Annotated in this window: 22 protein-coding genes and 1 pseudogene; 6 read left to right on the plus strand and 17 right to left on the minus strand. The window is 65.1% G+C overall.

Annotation, left to right across the window (positions count from 1 at the left end):
* Positions 1 to 689 (plus strand): annotated as a pseudogene (locus V7E26_RS09785) (glutamine synthetase); the annotation flags it as partial.
* Between the two features lie 124 nt (positions 690 to 813).
* Here V7E26_RS09785 and V7E26_RS09790 read toward each other — a convergent pair.
* The 5 genes from V7E26_RS09790 to V7E26_RS09810 all read right to left on the minus strand — a co-directional run bounded on the left by V7E26_RS09790 (position 814) and on the right by V7E26_RS09810 (position 5,492).
* Entirely contained in the window at positions 814 to 1,542 is a 729-nt protein-coding gene (locus tag V7E26_RS09790) for an ABC transporter ATP-binding protein (RefSeq protein WP_324415249.1), read from the minus strand.
* Positions 1,535 to 2,302 (minus strand): ABC transporter ATP-binding protein, encoded by a 768-nt coding sequence (locus V7E26_RS09795; RefSeq protein ID WP_324415322.1) that lies wholly within the window; start codon positions 2,300 to 2,302, stop codon positions 1,535 to 1,537. Before V7E26_RS09795 ends, V7E26_RS09790 begins: the two co-directional genes overlap by 8 nt.
* Positions 2,303 to 2,306: 4 nt before the next feature.
* The gene (locus V7E26_RS09800; protein ID WP_324415250.1) at positions 2,307 to 3,254 is read right to left on the minus strand and encodes a branched-chain amino acid ABC transporter permease; all 948 of its coding nucleotides are present in this window, start codon (positions 3,252 to 3,254) and stop codon (positions 2,307 to 2,309) included.
* Positions 3,251 to 4,168, minus strand: a complete 918-nt coding sequence (locus V7E26_RS09805) for a branched-chain amino acid ABC transporter permease (protein WP_324415251.1) — start codon at positions 4,166 to 4,168, stop codon at positions 3,251 to 3,253. The genes V7E26_RS09800 and V7E26_RS09805 overlap by 4 nt, the downstream gene beginning before the upstream one ends.
* Positions 4,169 to 4,316: 148 nt before the next feature.
* On the minus strand, positions 4,317 to 5,492 hold the full coding sequence (locus tag V7E26_RS09810; protein WP_324415252.1) for an ABC transporter substrate-binding protein: 1,176 nt from the start codon (positions 5,490 to 5,492) through the stop codon (positions 4,317 to 4,319).
* A gap of 366 nt (positions 5,493 to 5,858) precedes the next feature.
* Here V7E26_RS09810 and V7E26_RS09815 point away from each other — a divergent pair, with 366 nt between their 5' ends.
* The gene (locus tag V7E26_RS09815) at positions 5,859 to 6,407 is read left to right on the plus strand and encodes a DUF805 domain-containing protein (protein ID WP_324415253.1); all 549 of its coding nucleotides are present in this window, start codon (positions 5,859 to 5,861) and stop codon (positions 6,405 to 6,407) included.
* 155 nt (positions 6,408 to 6,562) lie between these two features.
* Entirely contained in the window at positions 6,563 to 7,837 is a 1,275-nt protein-coding gene (locus V7E26_RS09820; protein WP_324415254.1) for an NAD(P)/FAD-dependent oxidoreductase, read from the plus strand.
* Positions 7,838 to 7,843: 6 nt separating this feature from the next.
* Here V7E26_RS09820 and V7E26_RS09825 read toward each other — a convergent pair whose 3' ends face one another.
* The 3 genes from V7E26_RS09825 to V7E26_RS09835 all read right to left on the minus strand — a co-directional run bounded on the left by V7E26_RS09825 (position 7,844) and on the right by V7E26_RS09835 (position 12,270).
* A complete protein-coding gene (locus V7E26_RS09825; protein WP_324415324.1) occupies positions 7,844 to 9,424 on the minus strand; it encodes a tannase/feruloyl esterase family alpha/beta hydrolase in 1,581 nt (526 codons plus the stop codon).
* A gap of 297 nt (positions 9,425 to 9,721) precedes the next feature.
* Positions 9,722 to 10,936: an ABC transporter substrate-binding protein gene (locus V7E26_RS09830; protein WP_324415255.1), complete on the minus strand. Its 1,215-nt coding sequence runs from the start codon at positions 10,934 to 10,936 to the stop codon at positions 9,722 to 9,724.
* Between the two features lie 107 nt (positions 10,937 to 11,043).
* Positions 11,044 to 12,270, minus strand: coding sequence for a cytochrome P450 (locus V7E26_RS09835; protein ID WP_442893380.1), 1,227 nt, complete (start codon positions 12,268 to 12,270; stop codon positions 11,044 to 11,046).
* 65 nt (positions 12,271 to 12,335) lie between these two features.
* Between V7E26_RS09835 and V7E26_RS09840 the strand changes: the two genes are divergently transcribed.
* The gene (locus V7E26_RS09840) at positions 12,336 to 12,866 is read left to right on the plus strand and encodes a MarR family winged helix-turn-helix transcriptional regulator (protein WP_324415257.1); all 531 of its coding nucleotides are present in this window, start codon (positions 12,336 to 12,338) and stop codon (positions 12,864 to 12,866) included.
* A gap of 339 nt (positions 12,867 to 13,205) precedes the next feature.
* Here V7E26_RS09840 and V7E26_RS09845 read toward each other — a convergent pair whose 3' ends face one another.
* Entirely contained in the window at positions 13,206 to 15,068 is a 1,863-nt protein-coding gene (locus tag V7E26_RS09845; RefSeq protein ID WP_324415258.1) for a feruloyl-CoA synthase, read from the minus strand.
* A 152-nt stretch (positions 15,069 to 15,220) separates the two neighbouring features.
* On the opposite strand from V7E26_RS09845, the gene V7E26_RS09850 reads away from it, so the two are divergent.
* Entirely contained in the window at positions 15,221 to 15,745 is a 525-nt protein-coding gene (locus V7E26_RS09850; protein ID WP_324415259.1) for a MarR family winged helix-turn-helix transcriptional regulator, read from the plus strand.
* Positions 15,746 to 15,953: 208 nt separating this feature from the next.
* Positions 15,954 to 17,756 (plus strand): allophanate hydrolase, encoded by a 1,803-nt coding sequence (gene atzF, locus V7E26_RS09855; RefSeq protein ID WP_324415260.1) that lies wholly within the window; start codon positions 15,954 to 15,956, stop codon positions 17,754 to 17,756.
* Positions 17,757 to 17,828: 72 nt separating this feature from the next.
* Here the strand turns inward: atzF and V7E26_RS09860 are convergent, their stop codons facing one another.
* From V7E26_RS09860 to V7E26_RS09895, 8 genes are all read right to left on the minus strand, one after another.
* A complete protein-coding gene (locus tag V7E26_RS09860; protein ID WP_324415261.1) occupies positions 17,829 to 18,554 on the minus strand; it encodes a GntR family transcriptional regulator in 726 nt (241 codons plus the stop codon).
* Complete coding sequence (gene hpxZ / locus V7E26_RS09865) at positions 18,551 to 18,949, minus strand: oxalurate catabolism protein HpxZ (RefSeq protein ID WP_324415262.1); 399 nt, start codon at positions 18,947 to 18,949, stop codon at positions 18,551 to 18,553. The genes V7E26_RS09860 and hpxZ overlap by 4 nt, the downstream gene beginning before the upstream one ends.
* Positions 18,950 to 18,951: 2 nt before the next feature.
* Complete coding sequence (locus V7E26_RS09870; protein ID WP_324415263.1) at positions 18,952 to 20,349, minus strand: AtzE family amidohydrolase; 1,398 nt, start codon at positions 20,347 to 20,349, stop codon at positions 18,952 to 18,954.
* A 5-nt stretch (positions 20,350 to 20,354) separates the two neighbouring features.
* A complete protein-coding gene (locus V7E26_RS09875) occupies positions 20,355 to 20,537 on the minus strand; it encodes a DUF4089 domain-containing protein (protein ID WP_324415264.1) in 183 nt (60 codons plus the stop codon).
* A 17-nt stretch (positions 20,538 to 20,554) separates the two neighbouring features.
* Entirely contained in the window at positions 20,555 to 22,270 is a 1,716-nt protein-coding gene (locus V7E26_RS09880; protein ID WP_324415265.1) for an ABC transporter ATP-binding protein, read from the minus strand.
* Between the two features lie 100 nt (positions 22,271 to 22,370).
* Complete coding sequence (locus V7E26_RS09885; protein ID WP_324415266.1) at positions 22,371 to 23,270, minus strand: ABC transporter permease; 900 nt, start codon at positions 23,268 to 23,270, stop codon at positions 22,371 to 22,373.
* A gap of 9 nt (positions 23,271 to 23,279) precedes the next feature.
* Complete coding sequence (locus tag V7E26_RS09890; protein ID WP_324415267.1) at positions 23,280 to 24,293, minus strand: ABC transporter permease; 1,014 nt, start codon at positions 24,291 to 24,293, stop codon at positions 23,280 to 23,282.
* Between the two features lie 6 nt (positions 24,294 to 24,299).
* Positions 24,300 to 25,922, minus strand: coding sequence for an ABC transporter substrate-binding protein (locus tag V7E26_RS09895; RefSeq protein ID WP_324415268.1), 1,623 nt, complete (start codon positions 25,920 to 25,922; stop codon positions 24,300 to 24,302).
* Positions 25,923 to 26,142 lie beyond the last annotated feature (220 nt).

The following is a 26,142-nucleotide window of genomic DNA, read 5'->3' on the forward strand; positions in this document are numbered from 1 at the left end:
TGGTGCTGTTCCGCTCGGCGGTGAAGCAGATCGCGCGCCGCCACGGCTATCACGCGACCTTCATGTGCCGGCCGAAGCTGCCCAATGTGTTTGCCTCCGGCTGGCACCTGCATCAATCGCTGGTGTCGCGCGCCGACGGCAAGAACGCGTTCATGACGACGGACGAGACCGAAGCGCTGAGCCCGTTCGCCAGGCATTATCTCGCCGGCCTGCTGGAGCACGCCCGCGCATCCACCGTGTTCACGACGCCGACCATCAACGGCTACAAGCGCTACCGCTCCTATTCGCTGGCGCCAGATCGCGCGATCTGGGGCCGCGACAACCGCGGCGTCATGATCCGCGTGCTCGGCGGCCCCAACGATGCCGCGACCCGGCTGGAAAACCGCATCGGCGAGCCCGCCGCCAATCCCTATCTCTACATGGCCTCGCAGATTCTCTCTGGCCTCGACGGCGTCGACCGCAAGCTCGATCCCGGGCCATCCGCCGATACGCCGTATGAGACCAAAGCGGCGCTGCTGCCGAAGAGCCTGCGCGAAGCCGTGTTCGCGTTGCAGGACGATCCGTTCTTCCGGCACGCGCTGGGGGCGGAGTTCGTGGATTATTACGTGCACATCAAGAACGCGGAGATCGAGCGCTTCCAGGCCGAGGTGTCCGACTGGGAGCACCGCGAATATTTCGAGATGTTTTGAGCAGATTGCTCGGGTCCCTCGACCGTCATTGCGAGGAGCGAAGCGACGAAGCAATCCATGTCGATGCTTGCGGCGCTATGGATTGCTTCGCTCCGCTCGCAATGACGAGCGGATAGAGCGCGTCTCAAATCCCCAGATACCTGTGCTGCAGATCCGGCTCCGCGACCAGTTGCTCGCTCGTTCCCGTCCACACCGTGCGGCCGCGCTCGATGATGTAGTGGCGGTCGGCGATTTTGGCGAGGTTGGCGACGTTCTTGTCGATCACCAATACCGACTGCCCGCGCCCCTTCAGCATCGACAGGCAGTTCCAGATTTCCTCGCGGATCAGGGGCGCGAGACCTTCGGTGGCTTCATCGAGGATCAGCAGTTTCGGATTTGTCATCAGCGCGCGGCCGATCGCCAGCATCTGCTGCTCGCCGCCCGACAGCGTCACGCCCATGTTGTTGCCGCGCTCGGCAAGGCGCGGAAACAGCGCGTGGATCTTGTCGATGGTCCAGGGGTCGCTGGCGCCCTGGCGGTTACCGGAGGCCGCGACCAGATTTTCGTAGACCGTGAGGTTCGGAAAAATCTGGCGTCCCTCCGGCACCAGGCCGATGCCGAGCTTTGCGACCTTGTATGACGGCAGGCTGCGCACTTCCTCGCCGGCGAAACGGATCGCGCCGGCCCGCGCGCGCGTCAGGCCCATGATGGAACGGATGGTGGTGGTCTTGCCCATGCCATTGCGGCCCATCAGCGCGACCATCTCGCCGGATTGAACCTTCAGCGACAGGCCGAACAGCACCTGGCTGAGACCGTAGCAGGTCTCGACGCCGTCGATTTCGAGCAGGGTTTCAGCCGTTCTTGAATCAGTCATGACTGACCACCACATGCTGCTCGCCGAGATAGGCGCGCTTGACTTCCGCATTGTTCCTGATGGCGTCGGGATCGCCTGAGGCGATGACGCGGCCATAGACCAGCACCGTGATGCGGTCGGCGAGCGCGAACACCGCCTCCATGTCGTGCTCGACCAGTACGATGGTGACTTCCTTGCGCAATTCCTTCAGCAGCGCCACCATGCGCGCCGACTCCGTGACGCCGAGACCAGCCATCGGCTCGTCCAGCAGCAGCAGTTGCGGCCTGGTCGCGAGCGCGACCGCCAGTTCGAGCTCGCGCTGTTCGCCGTGGCTGAGTTCGGACACCAACACATTGGCGCGCCCAGCGAGCCCGACACGGGCGAGCGCCGCCTGCGCTGCCTCGCGCAGATGTCTCTCCTTGCGCGCGGCGCCCCAGAAGCGGAAGGAGTGGCCGTCATGCGCCTGCGCCGCGAGCGCGACATTGTCGGCGGCGGTGAAGTCCGGCAGCAGGCAGGTGATCTGGAACGAGCGCGCCAGCCCGAGCCGGCTGCGCTGGTAGGACGGCAGCCTTGTGACCTCGCGGCCGGCGAAGTGAATGGCGCCGGAGTTCGGCATCAACTGCCCGGTCAGCTGGCTGATCAGCGTGGTCTTGCCGGCGCCGTTGGGGCCGATGATGGCGTGCAGTTCACCCGGGGCGACATCGAGCGAGAGGTTGTCTGTCGCCTTGATGCCGCCGAAACTGCGGACGAGGTTTTCGACGCGGAGCATGGGTTCAACCAAAGGATCAGCCACGGCTCAACCTCCCCAGCAATCCCATGATGCCGCCGCGCGCGAACAGCACGATCAGCAGCAGCAGCGGCCCCATGATCAGCGCCCAGTATTCCGTGAACTGCGACAGCAGCTCTTCCAGCAGCAGGAACACGATGGTGCCGATGACAGGGCCGAACAGCGAGCCCATGCCGCCGAGCACCACCATCACCATCAGCTCGCCGGAGCGGGTCCAGTACATGCCGGCCGGGCTGACGAAGTCGGTATTGTTCGCCAGCAGCGCGCCGGCGAGGCCGCAGATCGTCCCTGAGATGACGAAGCAGACCAGCCGGTAACGATTGGCATGATAGCCGATCGCCTGCATCCGCTGCTCGTTGGAACGAACGCCCTGCACCACCATGCCGAAACGCGAATTGATGATGCGCCAGATCAGATAGAGGCCGCCGAACAGGCAGGCGAGGCAGAGATAGTAGAACTGCACGCGGTTCGACATGTCGATGAGGCCGCCGAACGTGCTGCGCTTGTAGATGGTGAGGCCGTCATCGCCGCCGTAACGCGACATGCCCGAGGCGATGTAATAGGCCATCTGCGCGAAGGCCAGCGTGATCATGATGAAATAGACGCCGCGGGTGCGCAGACTGAGCGCGCCGATCACGAGCGCATAGAGCGCCGAGACTGCAAGCGCGACCGGCCACTGGATGAAGCCGGAGCCGATGCCCTCATAGGCGAGGATGCCGACCGCATAGCCGCCGATGCCGAGATAGGCGGCATGGCCAAAACTCATCATGCCGCCATAGCCCATGATCAGATTGAGGCTGGCGGCGGCGAGCGCGAAGATGACGATGCGGGTGAACAGCGTCAGGATGAAGATGTTGCCTGACAGCGCCGAATAGGCCGGCAGCAACAGCAGGCCAAACGCGACGAGCGCCACGACGACGTTGCGGGCGTTGATGGCCAATTTCATCGCTTGGCCGCCGGAAACAGCCCCTCGGGCCGAACCACCAGCACGATGGCCATCAGGAGATAGATCAGCATCGACGACAGCGCGGGCGCGGCGGTGGAAGCGGCGGCAGAACTCAGCACGGTGCGCAGCAGGTCCGGCAGGAAGGCGCGGCCGAGCGTATCGATCATGCCGACGAAGATCGCCGCCAGGAACGCGCCGCGGATCGAGCCGATGCCGCCGATCACGATGATGACGAAGGCGAGAATCAGGATGTTCTCACCCATGCCGATCTGCACGGTCAGGATCGGCGCCTGCATCAGCCCGGCAAGGCCGGCGAGCGCGGCGCCGAGGCCGAAAACCAGCGTGAACAGCAGCTTGATGTTGATGCCGAGCGCGCCGATCATCTCGCGGTTCGAGGCGCCGGCGCGGATCAGCATGCCGACCCTGGTCCGCATCACTACCAGGTAAAGCATTGCTGCGACCGCCAGCGCGACCACGATGATCGAGAGCCGATAGGCCGGGTAGGACACGCCGGGCACGATCTGCACCGGCACGGTGAGCCACGCGGGCAGCGGCAGCGACAGGCCCGCCGGCCCCCAGATCAACCGAACCGCGTCGTTGAAGAACAGGATCAGGCCGAACGTCGCCAGCACCTGGTCGAGATGGTCGCGGCCGTAGAGATGTCGGAGTGCGATGAATTCGAGCGCAATGCCGAGCAGCAGCGTGGCGCCGAGCGCGAGCACTATGCCGAGCACGAAACTGTTGGTCCACGCCACGAAGGTGGCGGCGAAATACGCGCCCATCATGTAGAGCGAGCCGTGCGCCAGGTTGACGAAATCCATGATGCCGAACACCAGCGTCAGGCCGGCCGCCAGCAGAAACAGCAGCAGGCCGAACTGCAGGCCGTTCAGCGATTGTTCGATAAGGACGAGCATCGACCCCCGGACTCTCTGTACCTAACAAAACAGCGGCAGCACGTCTGCGCCGCCGCTATTTTCTTGTTGGGCGGATGATCTGTCGCAAACCGCCCCCGGGTCAAGCCCGAGGCGCGTTCGCCCGATCATGCACCGGCCATGCCAACCATCACTTCTTCATCGGACATTTGTCGGCGAAGCGATCCTGATCGTCCTTCACGATGGTCGCCACCGTCTTGAGCGAGAGCTGGCCGTCGGCGCCCTTGACCACGTCCTGCAGGTAGAAGTTCTGGATCGGGATGTGATTGTTGCCGTATTTGAACGGACCGCGCACGGACTTGAAGTTGGCCTTCTGCATCTCGGCCTTCATCTCGTCCTTCTTGGAGGTGTCGCCCTTCACCGCGACGACGGCGCTGTTGATCAGGTTTGCGGCGTCATAGGACTGCGCGCCGTAGAAGGTCGGGCGCAGGCCGGTGTACTTCTTGCGATAGTCCTCGACGAACTTCTTGTTCTCGGCATTGGGCAGATCGTTGACCCACTGCTGCGCGCCGGGCACGCCGAGCGCATTCTCCTTCTGCAGCGGCAGCGACAATTCGTCGATGGTGAACGCGGTGTAGAGCGGCATCTGCGACTTGAGGCCGGCCTGGGCATACTGATTGAGGAACTGCACGCCGGCCGCGCCCGGATAGAACACGAAGATCGACTCGGCCTTGGAGTTCTTCGCCTTGGTGAGTTCGGCGGAGAAGTCGAGCTGGCTCGGCCACACCGTATATTCCTCGCCCACGACCTGACCCTTGAAGGTGCTCTTGACGCCGGCCAGCATGTCCTTGCCGGCGGCGTAGTTCGGGCCGATCAGGAACACCGACTTGACGCCCTTCTGGTTCATGTAGGTGCCGACCGCCTGCGGGGTCTGGTCGTTCTGCCAGGAGGTCGAGAACACGTAGGGCGAACAGAGCTCGCCGGCGAGCTGCGAGGGACCGGCATTGGCCGAGATCAGGAAGGTCTTGGAATCGACCGCGGTCTTCAGCGATGCCAGCAGCACGTTCGACCAGATGTAGCCGACGATGAAATCGACCTTGTCGGACTGAACCAGCTTCTCGGTCTTCTGCTTGCCGACATCCGGCTTCTGGCCGTCGTCCTCGTAGATCACCTCGACCGGCTTGCCGGCGATCTTGCGGCCGAGATGGTCGAGCGCCAGTTCGAACGAGTTTCGCATGTCGTTGCCGATCACAGCGGTCGGGCCGCTGAAGGTCGAGACAAAGCCGATCTTGATGGTGTCGCCGGCCGATGCGGGCTGCGCCAGCGCCAGAATTGCCGCGCCTGCCAGCCAGAATGCCTTCTTCATAATCACTCCCCTCCTATTTATCGAACCAACCCGGGTCACCCGGGCGACCGGCGCTTCTCTCGCGCGCCTCATTATCAGGTGAGGTATTTTGTGCGCGAAGTCGCCGGTCAGCGGCAAGCATGAACCGGTTTATCCGACTTGGACCTTCGGCTCATACCGCAGCGGCCTGCACCATAATTCGCTCACGGCTTGAATGGCAAGAACTATAGTTCCGGTTGCCGGGGCAACAATTGTCGCACCGCGGCGGCGGCCGCTCGGACTTTAAGGATTTCGTAAAGCGGCTGGAAGCCGTACCTGATTTGCAACCTCTGCGGTTCATGACTCGGAAAGCAATCTGCGGTGAACTGCGCCGCAGAGGAGAGAGCCATGCTCGGTTTCCTGTTCGGCTTCAATGCCCGTATCGGCCGCTTGCATTTCCTGATGAGCACGATCGCGGTCACCGTCATGATGGTCGCGGTCTTCTTCGCCGCGATCACCTACTCCGTTCAGACCACGCCGAACGGAACGGCCGCGAGCCCCGCGGCGGGCCCGATCATCGCAGCCGCTCTCCTCTATGCGTGGCTCACGGTCACGCTGCAGTCGATGCGGTTCAGGGACATGGGTTGGGACCCGGTCTCCATCATACCGGTGTGGTTCGCGGTCGTGATCATCGACGGTCTCTTCGCCGCCGGATTCCCATCCATATCATTGGGCCATGAACGCGGAACGATCTTCGGCGCGCTCGTCAATCTCCCGCTCATCCTTGCCCTGCTGTTTCATCCCAGCCGCGAGCACGAAGAGAGCCCGTCGCCGCCACTCGACGAGCGGTTTCGGATGCCCGATCCGCCGCAGCCATCCCGCACGGTGGCGCAACCGCCGCCGGCGCCGCCAGCCTCGCGCCCGGCCCCCGTCGGATTCGGACGCCGCGGGCTCTAGCGTCAGATCAGATACACTGACGTTAGGCGCTGTTCCTGCGAACGCCGGAACAGCCAATAATAGCGTTTCGCTATCGTGCAATTCGTAGAGGCGTATTGGATCACCCGGCACGAGTGGCTACATTATCGGTGCATTCATAAACCGGGTCGCACCGCATGACGACAGTGCTGAAGCAGCCTCATCACGTGGTGATCGTCGGCGCCGGCTTTGGCGGGCTGGAGACCGCTTTCGGCCTCGCCGGTGCGCCGGTCAGCATCACGCTGATCGATCGCCGCAACCATCATTTGTTCCAGCCGCTGCTCTACCAGGTCGCAACCGCTTCGCTGGCGACGTCGGAAATCGCCTGGCCGGTGCGCTATCTGCTGCGCGACCGCAAGGAGGTGACGACGCTGTTCGCCAATGTGAACGGCATCGATGCTGCGCAAAAGCGCGTGCGGCTCGAGGACGGCGAGACCCTTGCCTACGACACGCTGGTGCTCGCCACCGGCGCCCGCCACGCCTATTTCGGCCATGACGAATGGGAGCCGTTCGCGCCGGGCCTGAAGACGCTGGAGGACGCCACCACGCTGCGGCGGCGCATCCTGGTCGCCTTCGAGCGCGCCGAGCGCGAGGCCGATCCCGTCAGGCGCGCGGCGCTGCTCACCTTCGTCATCATCGGCGCCGGCCCGACCGGCGTCGAAATGGCCGGCACCATCGCCGACCTCGCCAAGGACACGCTGCCGCCGGACTTCCGCAACATCGACACCCACAAGACCCGCGTCGTCCTGGTCGAGGCCGGCCCGCGCGTGCTCGCCGGCTTTCCCGAGGATCTCTCCGCCTATGCGCAGAAGTCGCTGCAGGAACTCGGCGTCGAGGTGGTGCTGAACCAGCCCGTCACCGAATGCGCCATCGATGGCGTGGTCTATGGCGGCAGGAAGCTGGAGGCCAGGACCATCGTCTGGGCCGCCGGCGTGCGCGCCTCGCGCGCGGCGGAATGGATGAATGCGCCGGCGGATCGCGCCTATCGCCTGAAGGTCGAGCCGGATCTCACTGTGCCCGGCCACGCGGACGTCTTCGCGATCGGCGACACCGTGACGATCGCAGGCCCCGACGGCAATCCGGTGCCGGGCATCGCGCCGGCGGCCAAGCAGCAGGGACGCTACGTCGCGGCGCTGATCAAGGCGCGGCTGAAGGGCGAAACGCTGCCGCCGTTCAAATACAAGCATGCCGGCAGCCTTGCGCAGATCGGCAAGAAGAAAGCGGTGATCGATTTCGGCTGGATGAGGATGCGCGGCCATCTCGCCTGGTGGATCTGGGGCATCGCCCACATCTACTTCCTGATCGGCCTGCGCAACCGCCTCAGCGTCGCCCTGAGCTGGCTATGGATTCACGCCCGCAACCAGCGCGCCGCACGGCTGATCACGCAGGGCTCGAGCAAGGTGACGGGGTAGTCCTCCTCACGGCGCGCATTCAAAACTCGCGGCGCGATTGACCGGACCTGATTTGTAGTGCGGCCATTTCGGCCACGGGCACAGCGGCAGCGAGCGCGTCACCTCGAATGCCGGCGTTTCGAGCCGCTGCTCGGTCACTTCGAGATCGCCGGGCGCCTTGCCCTTCTCGACCCAATCGACCAGCACGGCGAGCATGTCGACATTGGCGGGCGCGCCGGAGCCGACATGATCGACGCCCGGCGCCGTGTAAAGGCGAGCGAACTCCGCCGTCTTCTCCTTGCCGAGCTTGCGCTGCACGTTTTCGAAATAGCGGATGCCGGCATAGGGGCTCTGGGCATAGTCGGCCATGTTCTCGAGAATGACGAGCCTGCCGCCGCGCGCAGCGAAGCGGCCGAGGTCCGGATTGGTCGAATCCATCAACCGCGACACCTGCAGCAGACGTTCCCTGTGATCGTCGGGCTTGTAGGTCGTGACGTCGAGCTTGGGGTCGCGCGCGAACACGTACTGAATGCCGCCCGCGCCATAGATCCAGGCGATGCCGTTGTTCGGCGCCGGCGGCTGCGCGGGCGCCGCCTTGCCGAGCCACCACGCATTCCAGCCGCCGGTCGGCCCGAAGGCCGGGACGTTTTCGCCCGAGACGCCCCATCCCGGATAATCATCGAGCCCGTTCTCCAGCGCGAAGGAGAACTTGTATGTCCCATGCAGCGTCTTGATCGCCGCGATCTGCGGTTCGGTGAGGCACTGGTCGCCGCTCTGGCCGGCGCCGCAGCGCAACTCCTCCACCTGGAATTTCGCCTTGCAGCCGACCGGATCGAGAACGAGCAAATCCTCGGCGCCGTCGGCATTGTCGCACGCCTTGAGCACCGCCTTGGCAACGAGATCGACCTGCGCCGGGCGTATCCAGCCCTCGCCCATGGTAGCGAGGCCCGAGCGCGTCCCGGCATGCTGCAGGCCGACCCAGTTGATGACGGGCACGCGGGCGAAGATACCGTCGAAATCATCGGGATAGCGCTGCGCCATCGTCAGCGCCTCGCGGCCGCCTTCGGACGAGCCCATGAAATAGAGCTTTGCCGGCGGATTGCCGTAGGCGCGCACCATCAGCGCGACGGCGGTATCGCGCACGCGCTTGTAGGAGCGATGCGCGAAATTCTCGAAGGCCTCGTCGTTCAGCGCGAAGAGCTGCGGCGGTTCGCCCGGCTTGGTCTCGTGGCCGGAATCGGTGCCATAGGTGACGAAGCCGCGCGCCAGCGGCGAAGGCGCGCCGAACGGATAGGCCGGCGGCAGGCCGAGCGCGGTGATCAGCACGCCGTTGAAGCCGCCGCCGCCATATTGCAGCGAGCGGCCGTTCCACTCCAGCGGCATGTTGACCTGGAACTTGATCGGCGGCGCCTTGGGATCCGACGGCACGATGTGGCCGAGCACCTTGCAGAATTCCGGATTGGCCGGGGTGACGCGCCCCGCCGGCGTCGGTCCCTTCTCGGCGACCGTAAGCGGGGACGCCGCGACGATTGCGGCGGAATCGATCTTCACGCCATTGTCTGCCGATCCCACAAGGCCGCTGCATGTCGCCGCGGGATCACCGGTCATCTTCGCGGCCGACGCATCCGCGGCGAAGAAGGAGATCGCAAGCGCCAGCGATGCCAGCCGGACCGACGTGCACCTATGAAATTTGAGACGTTGCATCGTTTTCCCCCGCTCGTAGCCGAGTTCTGGCCGGCATTGAGCTTACAATGGTTCAGACTGCGCGGGCGTCAACCGAAATCAATTCGGGCTGAACCGGCGGCGCACCGTCGTGTCGGCCGGCGTGCCCGAATCGGCTCATAAACCGTCATGCCCGAGCTTTTCCCGGGCATGAGGGTGCCGAAACTCGCGGCGGCAGCGGCTTCACTTCACCAGCGTGCAGCCGCCCTCCGCAAGCGGACGAAAGGCCCGTTCGGCGGGAATGGTCGAGACCAGTCTGTAATAATCGTAGGGATATTTCGACTCGGCCGGCTTCTTCACCTCGAACAGGTACATCGGATGGACGACGCGGCCGTCCTGGCGGATCGCGACGTCGCCGAACAATTTGTCCTTGCCCTTGAACTTCTTCATCTCGGGCACCGCGTCTTTGGCGTGGTCGCTGCCGGCTGCCGCCACCGCGTTGAGATAGGCCAGCGTGGAGGCATAGACGCCGGCCTGGTTGCCGCTCGGCATCTTGCCGTTCATGCCGGGGCGCGCGCCGAAGCGTTTTGCAAACGCGCGGGTATCGTCGTCCATGTCCCAGTAGAAGGCTTCGAGAAGTTGCAGGCCCTGCGCGACCTTCAATCCCATGCCGTGCACGTCGTTGACGAAGAGCAGGAACGCCACCATGGTCTGGCCGCTCTGCTGGATGCCGAATTCGTTGGCCTGCTTGACGGCGTTGATGGTGTCGCCGCCGGCATTGGCCAGCCCGATCACCTTGGCCTTGGAGTTCTGCGCCTGCAGCAGGAAGGAAGCAAAATCGGAAGTGCCAAGCGGATGCTTGCTCGACCCCAGCACCTTGCCGCCGTTCTTCTCGATGTAGTTGGTGGCCTCCGCCTCGATGCCCTTGCCGAGCGCGTAGTCGACCGTGACGAAATACCAGTCCTTGCCGCCGCGCCCCATCATCGCCGCCGCCGTGGTGTTGCCGGTCGCCCAGGCGTCATTGACCCATTGGATCGTATTGGGTGAACAGGCCTTGCCGGTCAGATCGGAACTGGCGGTCGACGACGCCAGGAATGTCATCCGCGAATCCCGCAACAGCGCGTTGAGCGCGAGGCCTACGGCCGAATTCGGCACGTCGACGATGGCGTCGACGCCCTCGACGTCGAGCCATTTGCGCGCGATCGCCTGCCCGACGTCAGCCTTGTTCTGGTGATCGGCATAGACGATCTCGACCTTGATGCCCTTGCCGCCGCCGTTGAAATCCTCCGCCGCCATGCGCGCGGCTTCCACCGAGCCCATGCCGTTGGTGTCCTGGAAGATGCCGGAGATATCGTTGAGCACGCCCACCCGCACGACGTCGTCTGAAATCTCCGCGCGCGCTGCGCCACCCGCCGCGCACGACAAGGCCAGCGCCAGCCCCAATCCCAAATTCCGCATTGTTTTCTCCTCCGATGTTGATTGAGCGTTCCCGGACTTTTCGCCGGGTTTGCGATTGGCGCGACGCGCCGTAGGAACCGCTGATCAGATGCCGGGCCTGGTATCCGTCAGGCGGCGGAAATGGAGATCGGGAGGCTGTCCAGACCGCGCAACGTGTTGTTATAGCGGCGCTTCACCGGCCCGGTGATCTCGATGCTGCCGACCTTGCGGGCGATCGCCGCCATCATCACCTCGCCTTCGAGGCGCGCGACAAGCTGGCCGACGCACATGTGAATGCCGGAGCCGTAGCCGACATGGCCCGACGTGCGGCGGGTGATGTCGTAACGATCGGCATATTCCCAGCGGCGCGGATCGCGATTGGCGGCGCCTAAGAACATCAGGACTTTCTCACCCTCGCCGATCGCATGCCCGCCGAGTTCGACCTCGCGCGTCGTGGTGCGGAAGAAGGTCTGCACCGGGCTTTCGAAGCGGACCGCTTCCTCGAAGGCATTGCGTGCCAGCGTGGGATCGCTGCGCAGCTTTGCCAGTTGTTCGGGAAAACGCGCGAGGCAATAGACGGCGGCGCCGATGCCGTAGACGGTGGTATCGAGCCCGGCCGACAGCAGCGAGCGCACCAGCAGCGGAGCTTCCTCATGGGTGATCTCGCCGGCATCGGCACGGGCATGGATGCAGGTGCCGAAGCCGCCGGGGGCGAGGTTCTCGCGCTGGCATTGTTCGGCGACATAGGCCTGATGCGGCGCCGAGCGCTCGATCGCCTCCTGGCGCAACTGGTTAGGCGGCCCGAACGCGTTGAACACCAGGCTGGCATAGGGCAGCAGATGCTCGCGCCCCTCCTGCTTCAGCCCGAGCGCATCGGGGAACACCGACAAGGGATAGGCTTCCGCAAGATCGGCGATGGCATCGAAGCTGCCGCGCGCGAGCAACTCATCGACCTTGGTTTCGGCCAATGCGGTGAAATGAGCGCGCAGCGGCTTCATGGCGCTGGCCGACAGCACCTGGTTCAGCACCGCGCGCGTCCTTGTGTGGGCCGGCGGGTCCGCCTCCAGGATGATGCTTTGCGGGCGCCACGGCTTCTCCTTGGCGAAATCGCTCAGGCCCACCCCGCGGCCCGAGCAGAACGTCAGGGGATCGTGGAGGACGCCGTGCACCTCGGCGTAACGCGCCACGCCATAGACGCCCCATTTGGCGAGCCACACCACCGGTCCGGCCTCGCGCAGGACCTCGTGGGCCGCATGCATGTCGTCGAAGAACTCGGTCGAGAACGGGTCGACGTCGAGGCTCGGGACGCCGGCCGGCGCAGCTTGCGTGGTCGCGCTCATGTGGGTCTCCTGCATAATGTTCTTGCAGATCGGCGTGCGCTGTCTCTATGTCGTGAAGGCTGGAGCGGCTTCGGAAGAGCATGAGCAGGAACAGACAGGCGCGCGCCCCCCGCGTGGGCACGGCAGGCAGGAGCGGACGCGCCGAACAGGTGCTCGATCTCGACCGTTACGTCCCGGCGCTCATCACCTTCATCGCCAACAAATTGTCGCGCAGCGCGACCGTGGTCTACCAGAAGCATTTCGCCGTCAATGTCACCGAATGGCGAATCCTGTCGCTGCTCGCGATCGAGCCGGAAATCTCGGCGGCCCGCATCTGCCATGTGATCGGCTTCGACAAGGGCCCGGTGAGCCGAACCCTGGCTGCGATGGAGGAACGCGGGCTGATCAGCATCCGCGCCGACCGGCAGGACGGCCGCACCCATTCGATTTCGCTGACCGCGAGGGGATACAGCACCCATGACCAGGTCATCGCGGTGGCGCTCGAACGCGAGCGCCGCCTGCTTTCCTGCCTCAGCAAGGGCGAACGCGAGACGCTGATCGCGCTGCTGTTGCGGGTGCACGGCAATCTCGATGCCGTGAAGGGCGCCGGCGAAATCGACGATCGGGCCTGAACAGTACGCGACGGCCGCAGCGTCTATTCGCACTGCATCTGCGCCGACGCGCGTACGACAACGCGCTGCGTCACGACGATCCGATCGCACGGACATCCGTTTCTCCCTGTACGGCCCGGCACTCTCGGTGCTCTTCGCTCGGCCGCCTTGACGAGAGCACGTTCTCACAAATTAGTTGCTTTGGCAACCTCAATGAGACCTGCGTGTCGGCGCCGACCGGCATGGAACAGAGCGTGCCGTCGCAAGGCCGCTGAAATGATTATGACTGTCAATTCATGCGACGGCGTGCGAGCAATGGCCGATAGGCCTTCATCGTCCGCGCTTCTCACCATGACGGGCTTATGAGGCGCAGCCGATCCATTTTACCGACGAAACATCATCCAGAACAGCCACCGAGCCCGCGCGCCGCGTCAGCACGGCGCGCTGGTTGATATAGCCCTTGTCGGTGATCTCGCCGCCATCGACGGAGGCGGGTTCGGCCAATAGCAGCGCGCGCGTGGCGTGCCCCGAGGAATTGCCGCTCTGCGCCTTCAGCTTCGCAAGACCCTGCGCGATCGCGCCGCGAACTTTTTCGTGCCCGATGACGTCATTCACCTCGGCATTCTCGGGCAGGCCGGCATGGGCCCGGCAGGCCGCCACGTTCGGGAATATCAGGAAACGCACCTCGTCGCCGCCATGGCCGGTGACGACGATATCCTGCGCCAGCGGCGCAAGCGCCGCGATGCCGGCGACGCGCAAGGTGCCGACGCTGACCCAGGTGCCGGAATTGAGCTTGAAATCCTCGGCGACGCGGCCGTCGAAGAACAGGCCGAGTTCGGGACGACCGGGATCGGCAAAGGTGACGGCGTCGCCGATCAGATAAAAGCCTTCCGCGTCGAACGCCTGCGCGGTCAATTCCGGCGCCTTCCAGTAGCCGGGCGTGACGTTCGGCCCGCGCACGCGCACTTCCAGCTTGTCGCCCGACGGCACCAGCTTCAGTTCGGTCCCCGGGATCGGCACGCCGATATTGCCGGAGCGCCTGGCCTGGAAATGGCAGTCGGTGGCGAGCGGCGACGTCTCGGTCGAGCCCCAGGCCGACACCATGGGCAGCGCGCGGCCTGTGGTCTTGATCGCGAGTTCTTCCAGCGCGTCCCAGAGATTCTGCGGCAATGCCGCGCCGGCATAGAAGGCGAACTTTACCTCGCCGAAGAATTTCTGCCGCAGTTCGTCGTCGCTGCGCAGCGCCGCGATCAGCATGTCAAAGCCGCGCGGCACGTTGAAATACACCGTCGGCATCACGCTGCGCAAATTGGCGAGCGAGGTCGCGAACAGGCCGGGCGCCGGCTTGCCGCCGTCGACGTAGAGCGTGCCGCCATTGCGCAGCACCAGGTTGAAATTGTGGTTGGCGCCGAAGGTGTGGCTCCACGGCAGCCAGTCGAGGATCACGAGCTTGTCGCCGATATCCTCGAGGAACGTCCAGGTCTGTACCTTGGCCTGCTGGCTCGAAGTCAGCATGCGCTGGGTGTTGATCACGGCCTTCGGTGCACCTGTCGATCCCGAGGTGAACAGGAATTTTGCGATGGTGTCGGGCATGATCGCGGCGAATGCCTTTTCGACATCGGGTGTTTCCGGAGTCGCAGCGACGGCGCGGAAGGAGATCGCGTCGCTGTCGCCCGCATTGCCGCTGACGATAACAGCACCATGCAGCGGCTTGATCGCGGCAAGCGCTGCGGCGAACGGCGCGATGGCGGGAACATAGATCGCGCCGGGCCGGAGCAGCCCGATCATGCCCTTGAGCTTGTCGAAATCTTTGGACATCAGCGAATAGGCCGGCGAGATCGCGGCCGAGGGCACGCCGACATGCTGGGCGGCCAGCGCGAACAGCGCGTGCTCGACGCTGTTGTCGGAGAGGATCACCAGCGGTCGCTCGGCGCTCAGGCCTTGCGCAAGGATCCAGGCGGCCGCGCCGCGCACCCGCCGCAGCGCGTCCCGATAGGTAACGGTCGCCCACGGCGCGTCGGCGCCGGCGCGATCGGCGAGGAAGATTCGGTCCGGCGCCTGCCGCGCCCAATGCTCCAGCCAGTCGCCGATGCAGCGAGCGCTTTCGCGAAGCGGCGTGGTCGATTTCACGATGATGCTGCCGTCGGCGCGGCGATCGGCGATGATCGCTGGCACCGCGAACAGGCCGGGCGGATTGGCTCCGCTCGATGCGGCGATGGCCATGGGTTTCCTCCTGTCCCGATGTTTCGGGATTGCCGCGCGCAATGCCGGCCCGCAGATCGAAAAGGCTGCTTGCCTGCAATGTTGAGCACAACAATTGTTGTCGTCAACAACAATCTTCCCCGTGGGTCGGAGAAGCGCTAGAAGGGAACATCATGACGGCGAATGCACGGGCAACCGGAACGGGGAAATCGCTGACAGGCGCGAGGCCGCCGCGCGGCCGGAAACCGACGGTCACCAGCGGTGACGGCCTCGACGACGAGATCGGCCTCGACGCGCTGGCCGGCCATGCCGGCTATGCGGTACGTCGCTTCCAGATCTGGATTTTTCAGGACTTCATCCGCACGCTCGCTGCCGTCGATATTCGCCCGACGCAGTATTCGGTGATGACCGTGATCGGCGCCAATCCGGGGCTGAGCCAGATGGCGGTCGCCAAGCGGCTCGGGATCGAGCGCGCCCGCCTGGTGCACCTCCTCGACAGCCTCGAACATCGCGACCTCGTCAGCCGGATTCCCTCCGCCACCGACCGCCGCTCCCATGCCCTGCACCTGACGGCGCGCGGCAAGAAGGCGCTGGCGCAGTTCAAGCAGCTCGCCGCCGAACACGAGCGCCATGTGGCCGAGAAGATCGGCAAGGGGAACCGCGAAAAGCTGCTGCGGATCCTCTCGGCTTTCACGTGATTTTGGACGCCGCCTCGCTCAAGGCTTCACCGCCTACTTTTTGTGCACATGCCCGGGCGCCGCAAAGCCGGTGAGCTCACGCGGCCACGCACCAAGCACCTGAAATTACGTCGCTAACATGAAGTCTTGGCGCGACCTCCCCATTGTACACAATGGCACATCGCTTGCTTCAGTCAGGCAACCTTTGCTCGCTGGAGTTTTGCCCGCCATGGGGTCCGACGCGCCTGAAACCATTGCCGCCATCGTCGCTGCGCACCGCGCCGGCACGCTCACGCCGGCAGAGACCGTAGCCCGCTCCTACCGGCGCATCCGCGACCACAACGATCCCGCGATCTTCATCAGCCTGCGCGACGAGAAGGATGCGCTCGCCGAGGCCGAGGCGCTGGCCTCGAGGGATGCGCACGCGCTGCCGCTGTTCGGCGTTCCCGTGGCGGTGAAGGACAATATCGACGCGAAGGGTACGGCGACGACGGCCGCCTGCCCGGCTTTCTCCTATTCGCCGGCGCAGGATTCGACGGCGGTCGCAAAACTGCGGGCGGCGGGGGCCATCATCATCGGCAAGACCAATCTCGACCAGTTCGCGACCGGCCTCGTCGGCGTGCGCTCGCCCTACGGCATTCCGGTCAATCCGGTCCGGGGCGATCTCGTGCCGGGCGGATCGAGTTCGGGCTCGGCGGTCGCGGTGTCTGCCGGTCTGGTGCCGCTAGCGCTCGGCACTGATACGGCGGGCAGCGGCCGGGTGCCGGCGATGCTCAACAACATCGTCGGGCTGAAGCCGAGCCTCGGGCTGATCTCCAGCGCCGGTCTGGTGCCGGCGTGCCGGACGCTCGACTGCATCTCCGTGTTCTCGCTCACCGTCGACGACGCCATGACCGCGCTGACGGCGATAGCGGGGCCCGACAGCGCCGATCCCTATTCTCGCGACCGCCCGCTCGGCGCGCTATCGGCGTTTCCCGAGAAGCTTCGGCTCGGCGTGCCCCGCAACGGCCAATTGATCTTCTTCGGCGATCGCGCTTCAGAAAAAGCCTATGACGAAGCGCTCAAGCGCTGGACGCAGATCGGCGCCGCGCTGGTCGAATTCGACCTCGAACCGTTTTACGAGACGGCACGGCTGCTCTACGAGGGCCCGTGGGTCGCCGAGCGATACCTCGTGATCCGCGATCTCCTGGCATCCGCGCCTGACGCGATCCATCCGGTGACGCGCGAGATCACGGCGGGCGGCGCGCGGCTGACCGCCGCCGACACGTTTGCGTCGCTCTATCGCCTGCAGTCGCTGCGCCGCGTCGCCGAGCGAACATTTGCAAATTTCGACGCGATGGTGCTGCCGACGGCGCCAACCGCCTATACCACCGCGCAGGTGCTCGCCAATCCGATCGAGCTCAACTCTAGGCTCGGCACCTACACCAATTTCGCTAACCTGCTCGACCTCTGCGGTCTCGCGCTGCCGGCTACGATGCGCGAAGACGGCATCCCGTTCGGCATCACGCTGCTGGCGCCCGCCGGCTGCGACGCGCGGCTCGCCAGCATGGGACGGGTGTTTCATGCCGACACCGGGTTGAAAGTGGGGGCCAGGGGCGTGACCCAGCCGCCGCTCGCATCGCTGCCGGCGGCAACTAACGGCGACGAGATCACGCTCGCCGTGGTCGGCGCGCATCTCTCGGGCATGGCGCTCAATGGCGAGTTACAGGCGCTCGGCGCCCGCCTCATCGAGGCGACCGAGACCGCGCCGGACTACAAGCTCTACGCGCTCGACACCACGCCGCCGAAACCCGGCATGCTTCGCGTCGACGCAGGCGGCGGAAGCGCGATCAAGCTGGAGCTATGGGCATTGTCGGCCGCCGCCTTCGGCAAATTCGTCGCCGCGATCCCGCCGCCGCTCGGGATCGGCACCGTGAGACTCGCGGATGGAAGAGGCGTGAAGGGGTTTGTGGTCGAGCCCGTAGCGATCCAGGGCGCGCGCGACATTTCGGCCTACGGCGGCTGGCGCGCGTTCATGGCGGAGAAGGCTTAGGGGCGAGTAGGGAGTGGCGAATAGAAAAGACCTCATCCCACTATTCGCCACTCCCTGCTCGCCATTCGCCCCTCACACCGACACCGCGTAAATCTCGTACTCCCCGCGCACCAGTTCGATATGGGCGCGCATCGCCGCCGCCGCGCCGGCCTTGTCGCCGCGCATGATGGCGACGACGACGCGGTCGTGCTCGGCGTGCGACTTGGCGAGACGGCCGAGATTGCGGAACTGGGCGCGGCGGAACGGCTGCACGCGCACCCGCGTCGCCAGCGTCATCTCGGCGATGTAGCCGTTCTGCGAGCCGGCATAGATCGCGTTGTGGAAGCGTTCGTTGACGGCGTGAAAGCGCTCGGGATTGCCGGCATGGCTCAGCACGCGCAGCTCGTCATGGATCGCCTCGAGCTTCTGGCGTTCCGCCGGCGGCATCCGCTCGGCGGCAAGCCCGGCGCACAGGGCTTCGAGCTCGGCCATTGCTTCGAACATCTCCGTCAAACGATCCAGCGAGGGCTGCGCCACCACGGCGCCGCGATGGGCGCGGGCCTCGACCAGTCCGCTCGCCACCAACTGGCGCAGCGCCTCGCGCACCGGCGTGCGCGAGACCGAAAAGCGCCGCGCGATGTCGGTCTCGTCGAGCGGCGATCCCGGCGGCAGCACGCCGCGCACGATCTCGTCGGCAAGCTGCAGCCGCAATTCCTCCGCGCGCGTGACCTTTTCGCGCAACGGCGAGGACCGATCGACACGCCGAACCGCGGCCTCCGCGCCGGGCGGCGTTCGAGCGCGATGGTCGTCAAGGCTCATGACGCTGGACCCTGCGGCTCATTGATGATGCTGACATGCGCGGCAACGATCTTCCATCCTTCGGGAAACCGTATCCAGGTCTGCATCTGGCGCCCGACCTTGCCGGGCAGCGTGTCGCGATAGAACAGCGTCGAAGCGACCGCGGTATCGTGGCCATAGGTCGTGATCACGGTCTTATCGGTTTTGCGCATCAATCCGACCGGCGAGCGCGCGGCGCGGAATGCCATGATGGCGTCGTAGCCATAGAGATTTTCACCGATGCCATAGCGCAGCGTGCGGGGATCGTTGCGGAACAGCTCGTCGAGCACCGCGACGTCGTTCGACACCAATGCCGTTTCATAGCGCGCGAACTGCGCCGTCACTTCGGCGAGCACGTCGGGAAGATCGATTTCCATCGTCATATTCCTCTCGGCGCGGGCGCTGCCGCGACGCCGATCTGTTCCAGCGCATGGGCGACCCGCAGCGCGATATCTTCCCGCCAGGGTGCCGCGATGATCTGCACGCCGATCGGCATCGGCTCCAGCGGCACCGGCACGGCCACGACCGGCAGGCCGATGAACGAGATCGGCTGGGTGTGGATGCCGATATTGGCGCGCACCGGCAGCTCGACGCCGTCGAGCACGAAATTGACCTGGCCCAGTTTGGGCGCGATGCAGGGCGTGGCCGGCGCGATGATGACATCGACCGTCTTGAACAGCTCCAATACCTTTTCGCGGTACCAGCGGCGGAATTTCTGCGCGCGATCGACCAGCGGCGCCGGCACCATCGCGCCGGCGATCAGGCGGTCGCGCACCGCCGGATCGAAATCGTTCGGGCGCTTGCGCAGGCGGTCGAGATGCAGCGATGCGCCTTCGGTGGTCGTGATCACGTAGGCCGCGGCGCGGGCGCGCGCGGCTTCGGGAAGTTCGACGGTTGCCGTGGCATGAAGCGCTTTCGCGACGCGCGATACCGCTTCGACCGCCTCGGGAAAGACGTTCTGCTGGAAATAGCCGCCGGCCACCGCCACCCGCAGGCCGTCGATGCCTTTCGACAGCAGCGACGCGACCGGTTCGGCCGGCCGCGTCGAGCAGGCCCTGTCGTCGGCATCCGGCCCCTGCATGGCGTCATAGGCCAGCGCGAGATCGCCGACGCTGCGCGCGAGCGGGCCGAGATGATCGAGGCTCGCAACGAACGGGAACGAACGCGCCCGCGACAGCCGGCCATAGGTCGGCTTCAGGCCGAAGGTGCCGCAGAACGACGACGGCACCCGGATCGACCCGTTGGTGTCGGACCCCAGCGCGATCGGAACCAGCGCGCCGCCGACCGCGCTGCCCGAGCCGCCGGAGGAGCCGCCGGTCATCCGCGTCGGATCGTGCGGATTGCGCGACGGGCCGTCATGCACGTTCTCGCCGGTGAAATCATAGGCGTACTCGCCCATGTTGAGCGCGCCGACCAGCACGGCGCCGGCCGCCTCCATCCGCTCGATCAGCGCGGCGTCGCGCGAAGCCGGAGCCAGGTCGCGGTTGATCTTCGATCCGGCGCGGGTGGCGAGACCTTTCACGTCGAACAGGTTCTTCACCGCAAAGGGCACGCCGGCGAGCGGGCCGACCCTCTCGCCGGCCGCGATCTTCGCGTCGATCGTCCTGGCGGCGGCGCGGGCGCGATCCGTGGTGACGTCGGTGAAGGAATTCAGCACGGAATCATGTTTGGCGATCCGCGCCAGCGCCGCCTCCGTCGCGTCGAGCGCGGAGAGCTTGCGGTCGGTTACCGCTTGCGCGATCTGTCGGGCCGACAGTCCGTCTGATTTTACGGTCATGGCTATCAAGCGGTGTAGATGCTGGCCGGCTCGGTCTCGTCCGGCAGCGGGAATTCATCGACCAGCCGCGCCAGCCTCAGGGACACCTCGAGGTTCGCACGCACGACGGGACGCCAGGCTTCCTCGACCGGCAGCGCCAGCGCCTGCGCGACGGCATCGATGTAACCATCCAGATGATCGGCGGCCATTTCGCTCCCACTCTCTCCTAGTGAACCGGCAACGGCGGATGCGGGATCGCCGTCAGCAATTCCTTTGTGTAGGCGTCCTGCGGATCGCCGAGCACGCTTTCCGCCGAGCCTTGCTCGACGATTCGTCCCGCCCGCATCACGATGACACGATCGCACAACAAACGCACCACGTTCAAATCGTGCGACACGAACAAATAGCTCATGCCCATCGACGCCTTGAGGTCCTGCAGCAGATTGAGCACGACCGCCTGCACGGAGACGTCGAGCGCCGCGGTCGGCTCGTCCAGGATCACGAGCTTTGGATGCAGCGCCATCGCGCGCGCGATGCCGACGCGGGCCTTCTGGCCGCCGGAGAGCTGATGCGGGAAGCGATCGAGCAGATTGACAGGCAGGCCAACCAGCCCGGCAAGTTCCTCGCAGCGGGCGCGCAGCGCGTCGCGCCCCCTGATGTCGCCGAGTTGCAGAATTGGATCGGCTATGGCGCGCGCGGCGGTGAAGCGCGGGTTGAGGCTGTCGGTCGGGTCCTGGAACACCATCTGGATGCTCTTGCGCTGCGGCAGCCGCGCAAAGGCCTGCGGCATGATGGCACCGATCTCCTCGCCGTCGAACGCGATGCGGCCGGAGGTCTGGTCGAGCAGCCGCATCACCATCATCGACGTCGTCGACTTGCCGCAGCCGGACTCGCCGACGAGGCCGACGCTCTCGCCATGGCCGACCGTGAAGCTGATGCCGTCGACGGCGCGGAACATTTCGGCTTCCACCGGCGGCCTGCGCGAGAACAGCTTTGTCAGCACCGCACTCGCGCCCTGGCGCGGATATTCCTTGACGAGCTTTTCGACGGTGAGAAGGGGTTTTGCGAGATCGTCACCCCCGGGCTTGACGGCTGACGGACGGGCCGAAGCTAAAACGTCCTCCTCCGGCAGGAGATCCCGCAGCGACACGCCGATCCGCGGCGTCGCACGCATCAGCTTTCGCGTGTAGGGGTGCTCGGGGCTGGCGAAGATATCCGCGGACTTGGCTGTTTCAACCACCCTGCCCTTCTCCATCACCACCACGCGGTCGCAATAGGCGGCGGCGAGGCCGAGGTCGTGCGTGATCAGGATGGTCGACATATGCCGGCGCCTGGTCAGCTCCACGATCAGGTCCATCACCGCCTTCTGGGTGGTGACGTCGAGGCCGGTGGTCGGCTCGTCCGCGATCAGAAGCTGCGGGTTGCAGGCCAGCGCCAGCGCGATCACGACGCGCTGGCACATGCCGCCGGAGAGTTCGAACGGATAGGCGTGATAGCGCTCGCGCGGACGCGCGATCCTGACCTGCTCCAGCGCCTCGATCGCCTTCTCGCCGCGGTCGCTGGCCGCGCTCTGCACATGCTGGCGCAGCACGTCCTCGATCTGGTCGCCGACCTTGCGAATGGGATTCAGCGCGGCGCGCGGGTTCTGGAAGATCATCGAAATTTCGCGGCCGCGCAGGTCGCGCATCTCGTTCTCGGTCGCGGCCTTGACGTCGATGCCGGAGAACATCACCGAGCCCTCGGCGATCCGCCCCGCCCGGTCGAGGATGCGCATCACGGCATAGGAAGTCACCGACTTGCCGGAACCGGATTCCCCGACGATGCCGAGCGTCTCGCCCTTGGCCACTGTTATGTTGACGTGCTGCACCGCCTTGACGATGCCGCGGCGCGTGGTGAATTCGACGGTGAGGTCGTTGACGTCGAGCAGGGGCTGCGCCGTCATGACCGTCTCCGCAAAAATCTCGAAAACAACCCCATGCAAAGTAGAATGGTCAGCACTCCTGTCGTATTCCCTTTGCGGGGGCCGGGAGGAGCAAAGCCCATCACGTCCTCCGCTGCGGATCGACGATGTCGCGCAGGCCGTCGCCGAGCAGGTTGAAGCAGAACACCGCGATCATCAGCGCCAGGCCCGGGAACAGCGCGATCCACCATTCGCCTGACACCATGAAGGTCGCGCCCTCCGCGACCATGATGCCCCATTCCGCCGTCGGCGGCCGCACGCCAAGCCCGATGAACGAAAGTCCGGCGGCATTCAGGATGGCGTAACCCATGGTCAGCGACATCTGCACGATCATGATCGGCATGATGTTGGGCAGGATGTGCACCAGCAGGATACGGAGTTCGCCATTGCCGGACAGCCGCGCCGCCTGCACGAAGCCGGCGTTGCGGCGGACATTGGCCTCGGCGCGGGCGACGCGCGCATAAAGCGGGAAGTTCACGATCGCGGTCGCGATGATGATGTTCTGCACGGTGTTGCCGAGCGCCGCCACGATGCCCATCGCCAGCACGAACAGCGGAAACGCCATGATGGTGTCGGCGATGCGGCCGACGATGCGGTCGGTCCAGCCGCCGAAATAGCCGGCGGCGATGCCCGCGAGCCCGCCCATCAGGAACACCAGCACGACGGAGGCGATGGCGATGAAGGCATCGAGGCGGGTCGCGACGACGACGCGGCTGAAGATATCGCGGCCAAGCTGGTCGGTGCCGAACCAGTGGGCGGCGGACGGCGGCTTCAGCGCCGACGCGGTATCGCTCGCAAGCGGATCGTGGGGCACGATGTAGGGGCCGAAGATCGCGGCGAACAGGATGACGACCAGAAGGCCGAAGGCAAAGGCCGTGACGCGGTTCTCGCCGAGCACGTAACGCGTATGCTCGAACATCGCTGAAAGTCCCGAGGTCCGCGCGGGCGCAGTGGGTTCGACGGCAGGCGCAACGCTACTCATGTTCCAACCTCACCCTTCCAGCCGCACGCGCGGATCGATCACGCCGTAGAGAATGTCGATGACGAGATTGAGCAGCACGTACATGACCGCCATGGTCAGCACAAAACCCTGCACCGGCGCGAAGTCCGACGAGATCAAGGCTTCCACCGCGTAGGAGCCGATGCCGGGCCAGGCGAACACTTTTTCGACCAGCACATTGGCGCCGAGCAGGAACGAGAACACCATGCTGAGCGTGGTGATGACCGGCAGCATCGCGTTGCGAAACGCGTAGGTGACGATCACGGTCGTGGGCGACAGTCCCGAGGCGCGCGCGGTGCGCACGAAGTCGGACGCCAGCACCGCCAGCATCGAGGCCCGCGTCATGCGCGCGATCGGTGCCAGCGAGAAGATCGCGAGCGTCGCAGCGGGCAGGATCAACTGGCTGAGCGCGGAACGAAACGCCTCGAAGTCACGCGCGATCAGCGCGTCGATCAGGTAGAAGCCGGTGACATGGGCCGGCGCGCTGTAGAACACATCGAGCCGGCCGAGCGGCGCCGGCGACCAGCCGAGCCTGAAATAGAAGACATAGACCAGCACCAGTCCAGTGAAGAACACCGGCAGCGACACGCCGGCGGTCGTGGTGACGCGGCAGAGATGGTCAATCCATGAGCCCGGCCGCGTCGCGGCGAGCACACCGAGCGGGATTGCGATCGCGATCGAAATGACGAGACCGAGCAGCGTCAGCTCGGCGGAGGCCGGCAGGCGGTTACGGATTTCGGTCGCGACCGGCTGGCCGGTGGTCAGCGACGTCCCGAAATCGCCGTGCGCGAGATCGTTGGTGTAGCGGAAGAACTGCTCGACCAGCGGCTTGTCGAAGCCGAGTTTCTTTCGGATCTGCTCGATGGCTTCCTTGCTTGCTGCGGGCCCGGCGAAATAGGCCGCGGGATCGCCGGGCAGCGCGCGGGTGAGGAGGAAGGTGACGATGACGACCCCGATCAGCGACGGGATCGCAAACATCAGCCGCTTGCCGATCATGGTCAGCATGGCGCATCACGCCTTCACCAGCGCGCGGTAATCGAGCCTGCGGTGGAACCAGTATTGGTAGCCCGAGACGTTCTTCTGCATCGCGACGTTGACGTAGGGCTGATACAGCGGGATGCGCGGGATGTCCTTGAAGGCGAGATCGACGAAGCCTTTCACGTCGGTATCGTACTTCGCGGTGTTGCCGACCGCGGCCGCGTCGACCGCGCCGCTGATGAAGCCGTCCATCTCCCTGGACTGGTAGCTCATGGTGTTGAAGATCGAGTTCTTGCCGTCGTAGCACCAGATGAAGAAGTACTCGGGATAATCCAGCCAGCCGGAGAACACGTTGGTGTAGAGCGGCAGCACCTTCTTGTTCAGCTCGGTGCGCCAGTTGGCGCCGGGGATCTTGTTGATCGTGGTCTTGATGCCGATCTGCGCGAGGCTCTCCTGCACCAGCACGCATAGCGGCTCGTTGACGCCGGCAAAGCCGAGGTCGAACGACAGCGTGGTCTCGAAGCCGTTGGGATAGCCGGCCTCCGCGAGCAGCGCCTTGGCCCTGGCGATGTCGGTGACGTATTTGGTCGGCTGCGGCCAGGCCACCTCGGTCGCCTTGTCGGCGGCGGCGCCGAACATCGGCTTGGCGAGGCCGAACAGCACCGCATCCATGATCTTCTGGTAGGGAATCGCGCAGGCAACGGCTTCGCGGACCTTGATGTTGTCGAACGGCGCGATCTTGACGTTCATGCCGATATACTGGACGCCGTTGGAATACGGCACCGAGACGATATTGAGCTTGCCGCTGTCCTTCAGCTCGACGAAATCCTTGTTCGGCAGGTCGTAGGAGATGTCGGCGTCGCCGCGCTCCAGCAGCGCGCGGCGGTTGCCGGCCTGCGGCACCATGCGCCAGATCACGCGCTTGACCTTCGGCAGCGGGCCGCCGGCCCAGGCGTCGTTGCGCTCCATGACGACTTCGGTGCCGGCCGTCCACTTGGTCACCTTGTAGGCGCCGGAGCCCGCGGTCTGCTGCTTGGTGTATTCAAGACCCCACGGGTCCTTCTCGCTGGCATGCTTCTTCACCAGTTCCGAATTGACGACGCAGGGCACGATGACCGCGAGATCGGGAAGCGTAAGGCGATCCTTCTTGGCGAAATCGACCCGCACCGTGTGGTCATCGACGATGACGAATTGCTCGGTACTGGTCAGCGAGCCCGCCCCCATCTGGAAGGTCGGGAAGCCGCCGACGCTGACCGCGCGATCGAGCGACCATTTGACGTCCCTGGCGGTGACAGGCGCGCCGTCGTGGAAGGTCGCATTCTTCTTCAATTTGAAGGTCACCGACATGTCGCCGACATTCATGTCCTCGGCGAGTTCGGGCTTGAACTTGTCGCGGTCGTAATACGGCACGCCGCCCGGACCGGTCTTCATTTCGTGGGTGATCAGCCGGTCGTAGCAATTCCACGACACCTCATAGCCCGGTACGTTGGTGCCGACGCCGTGGATGTCGAGATTGTTGGGCCCGCTCTCCGATACGATCAGCAGCGTCTCCGACCGCGCATCCGCCTTGGCGGCGGACCAGATCGCCGGTGCCGGCGTCAGCGCGCCGGCGGCCGCCAGCCCCGATACGGATTTGAGGAAGTCGCGACGCTTCATGGTGATGCTCCAGACGCCAGAGGGAAACGGCCTTTGGAGCTGCAATCGCAAGGTTTGTGCCAACCCTTAACGGAAGCTTATTGGAGCGCTACTCGATTGATCTGGTTTGATATTTTCGGTGACACCGATGCTTGCGAAGGGGTGCGGCAGACTGGCAAATTGCATACAAAGCGGCGTATTTGCCCATTGATTGAGCAGATATTTCCAACGCTCCATTACT

The sequence above is a fragment of the Bradyrhizobium sp. genome (assembly GCF_036735945.1).
GTDB lineage: Bacteria > Pseudomonadota > Alphaproteobacteria > Rhizobiales > Xanthobacteraceae > Bradyrhizobium.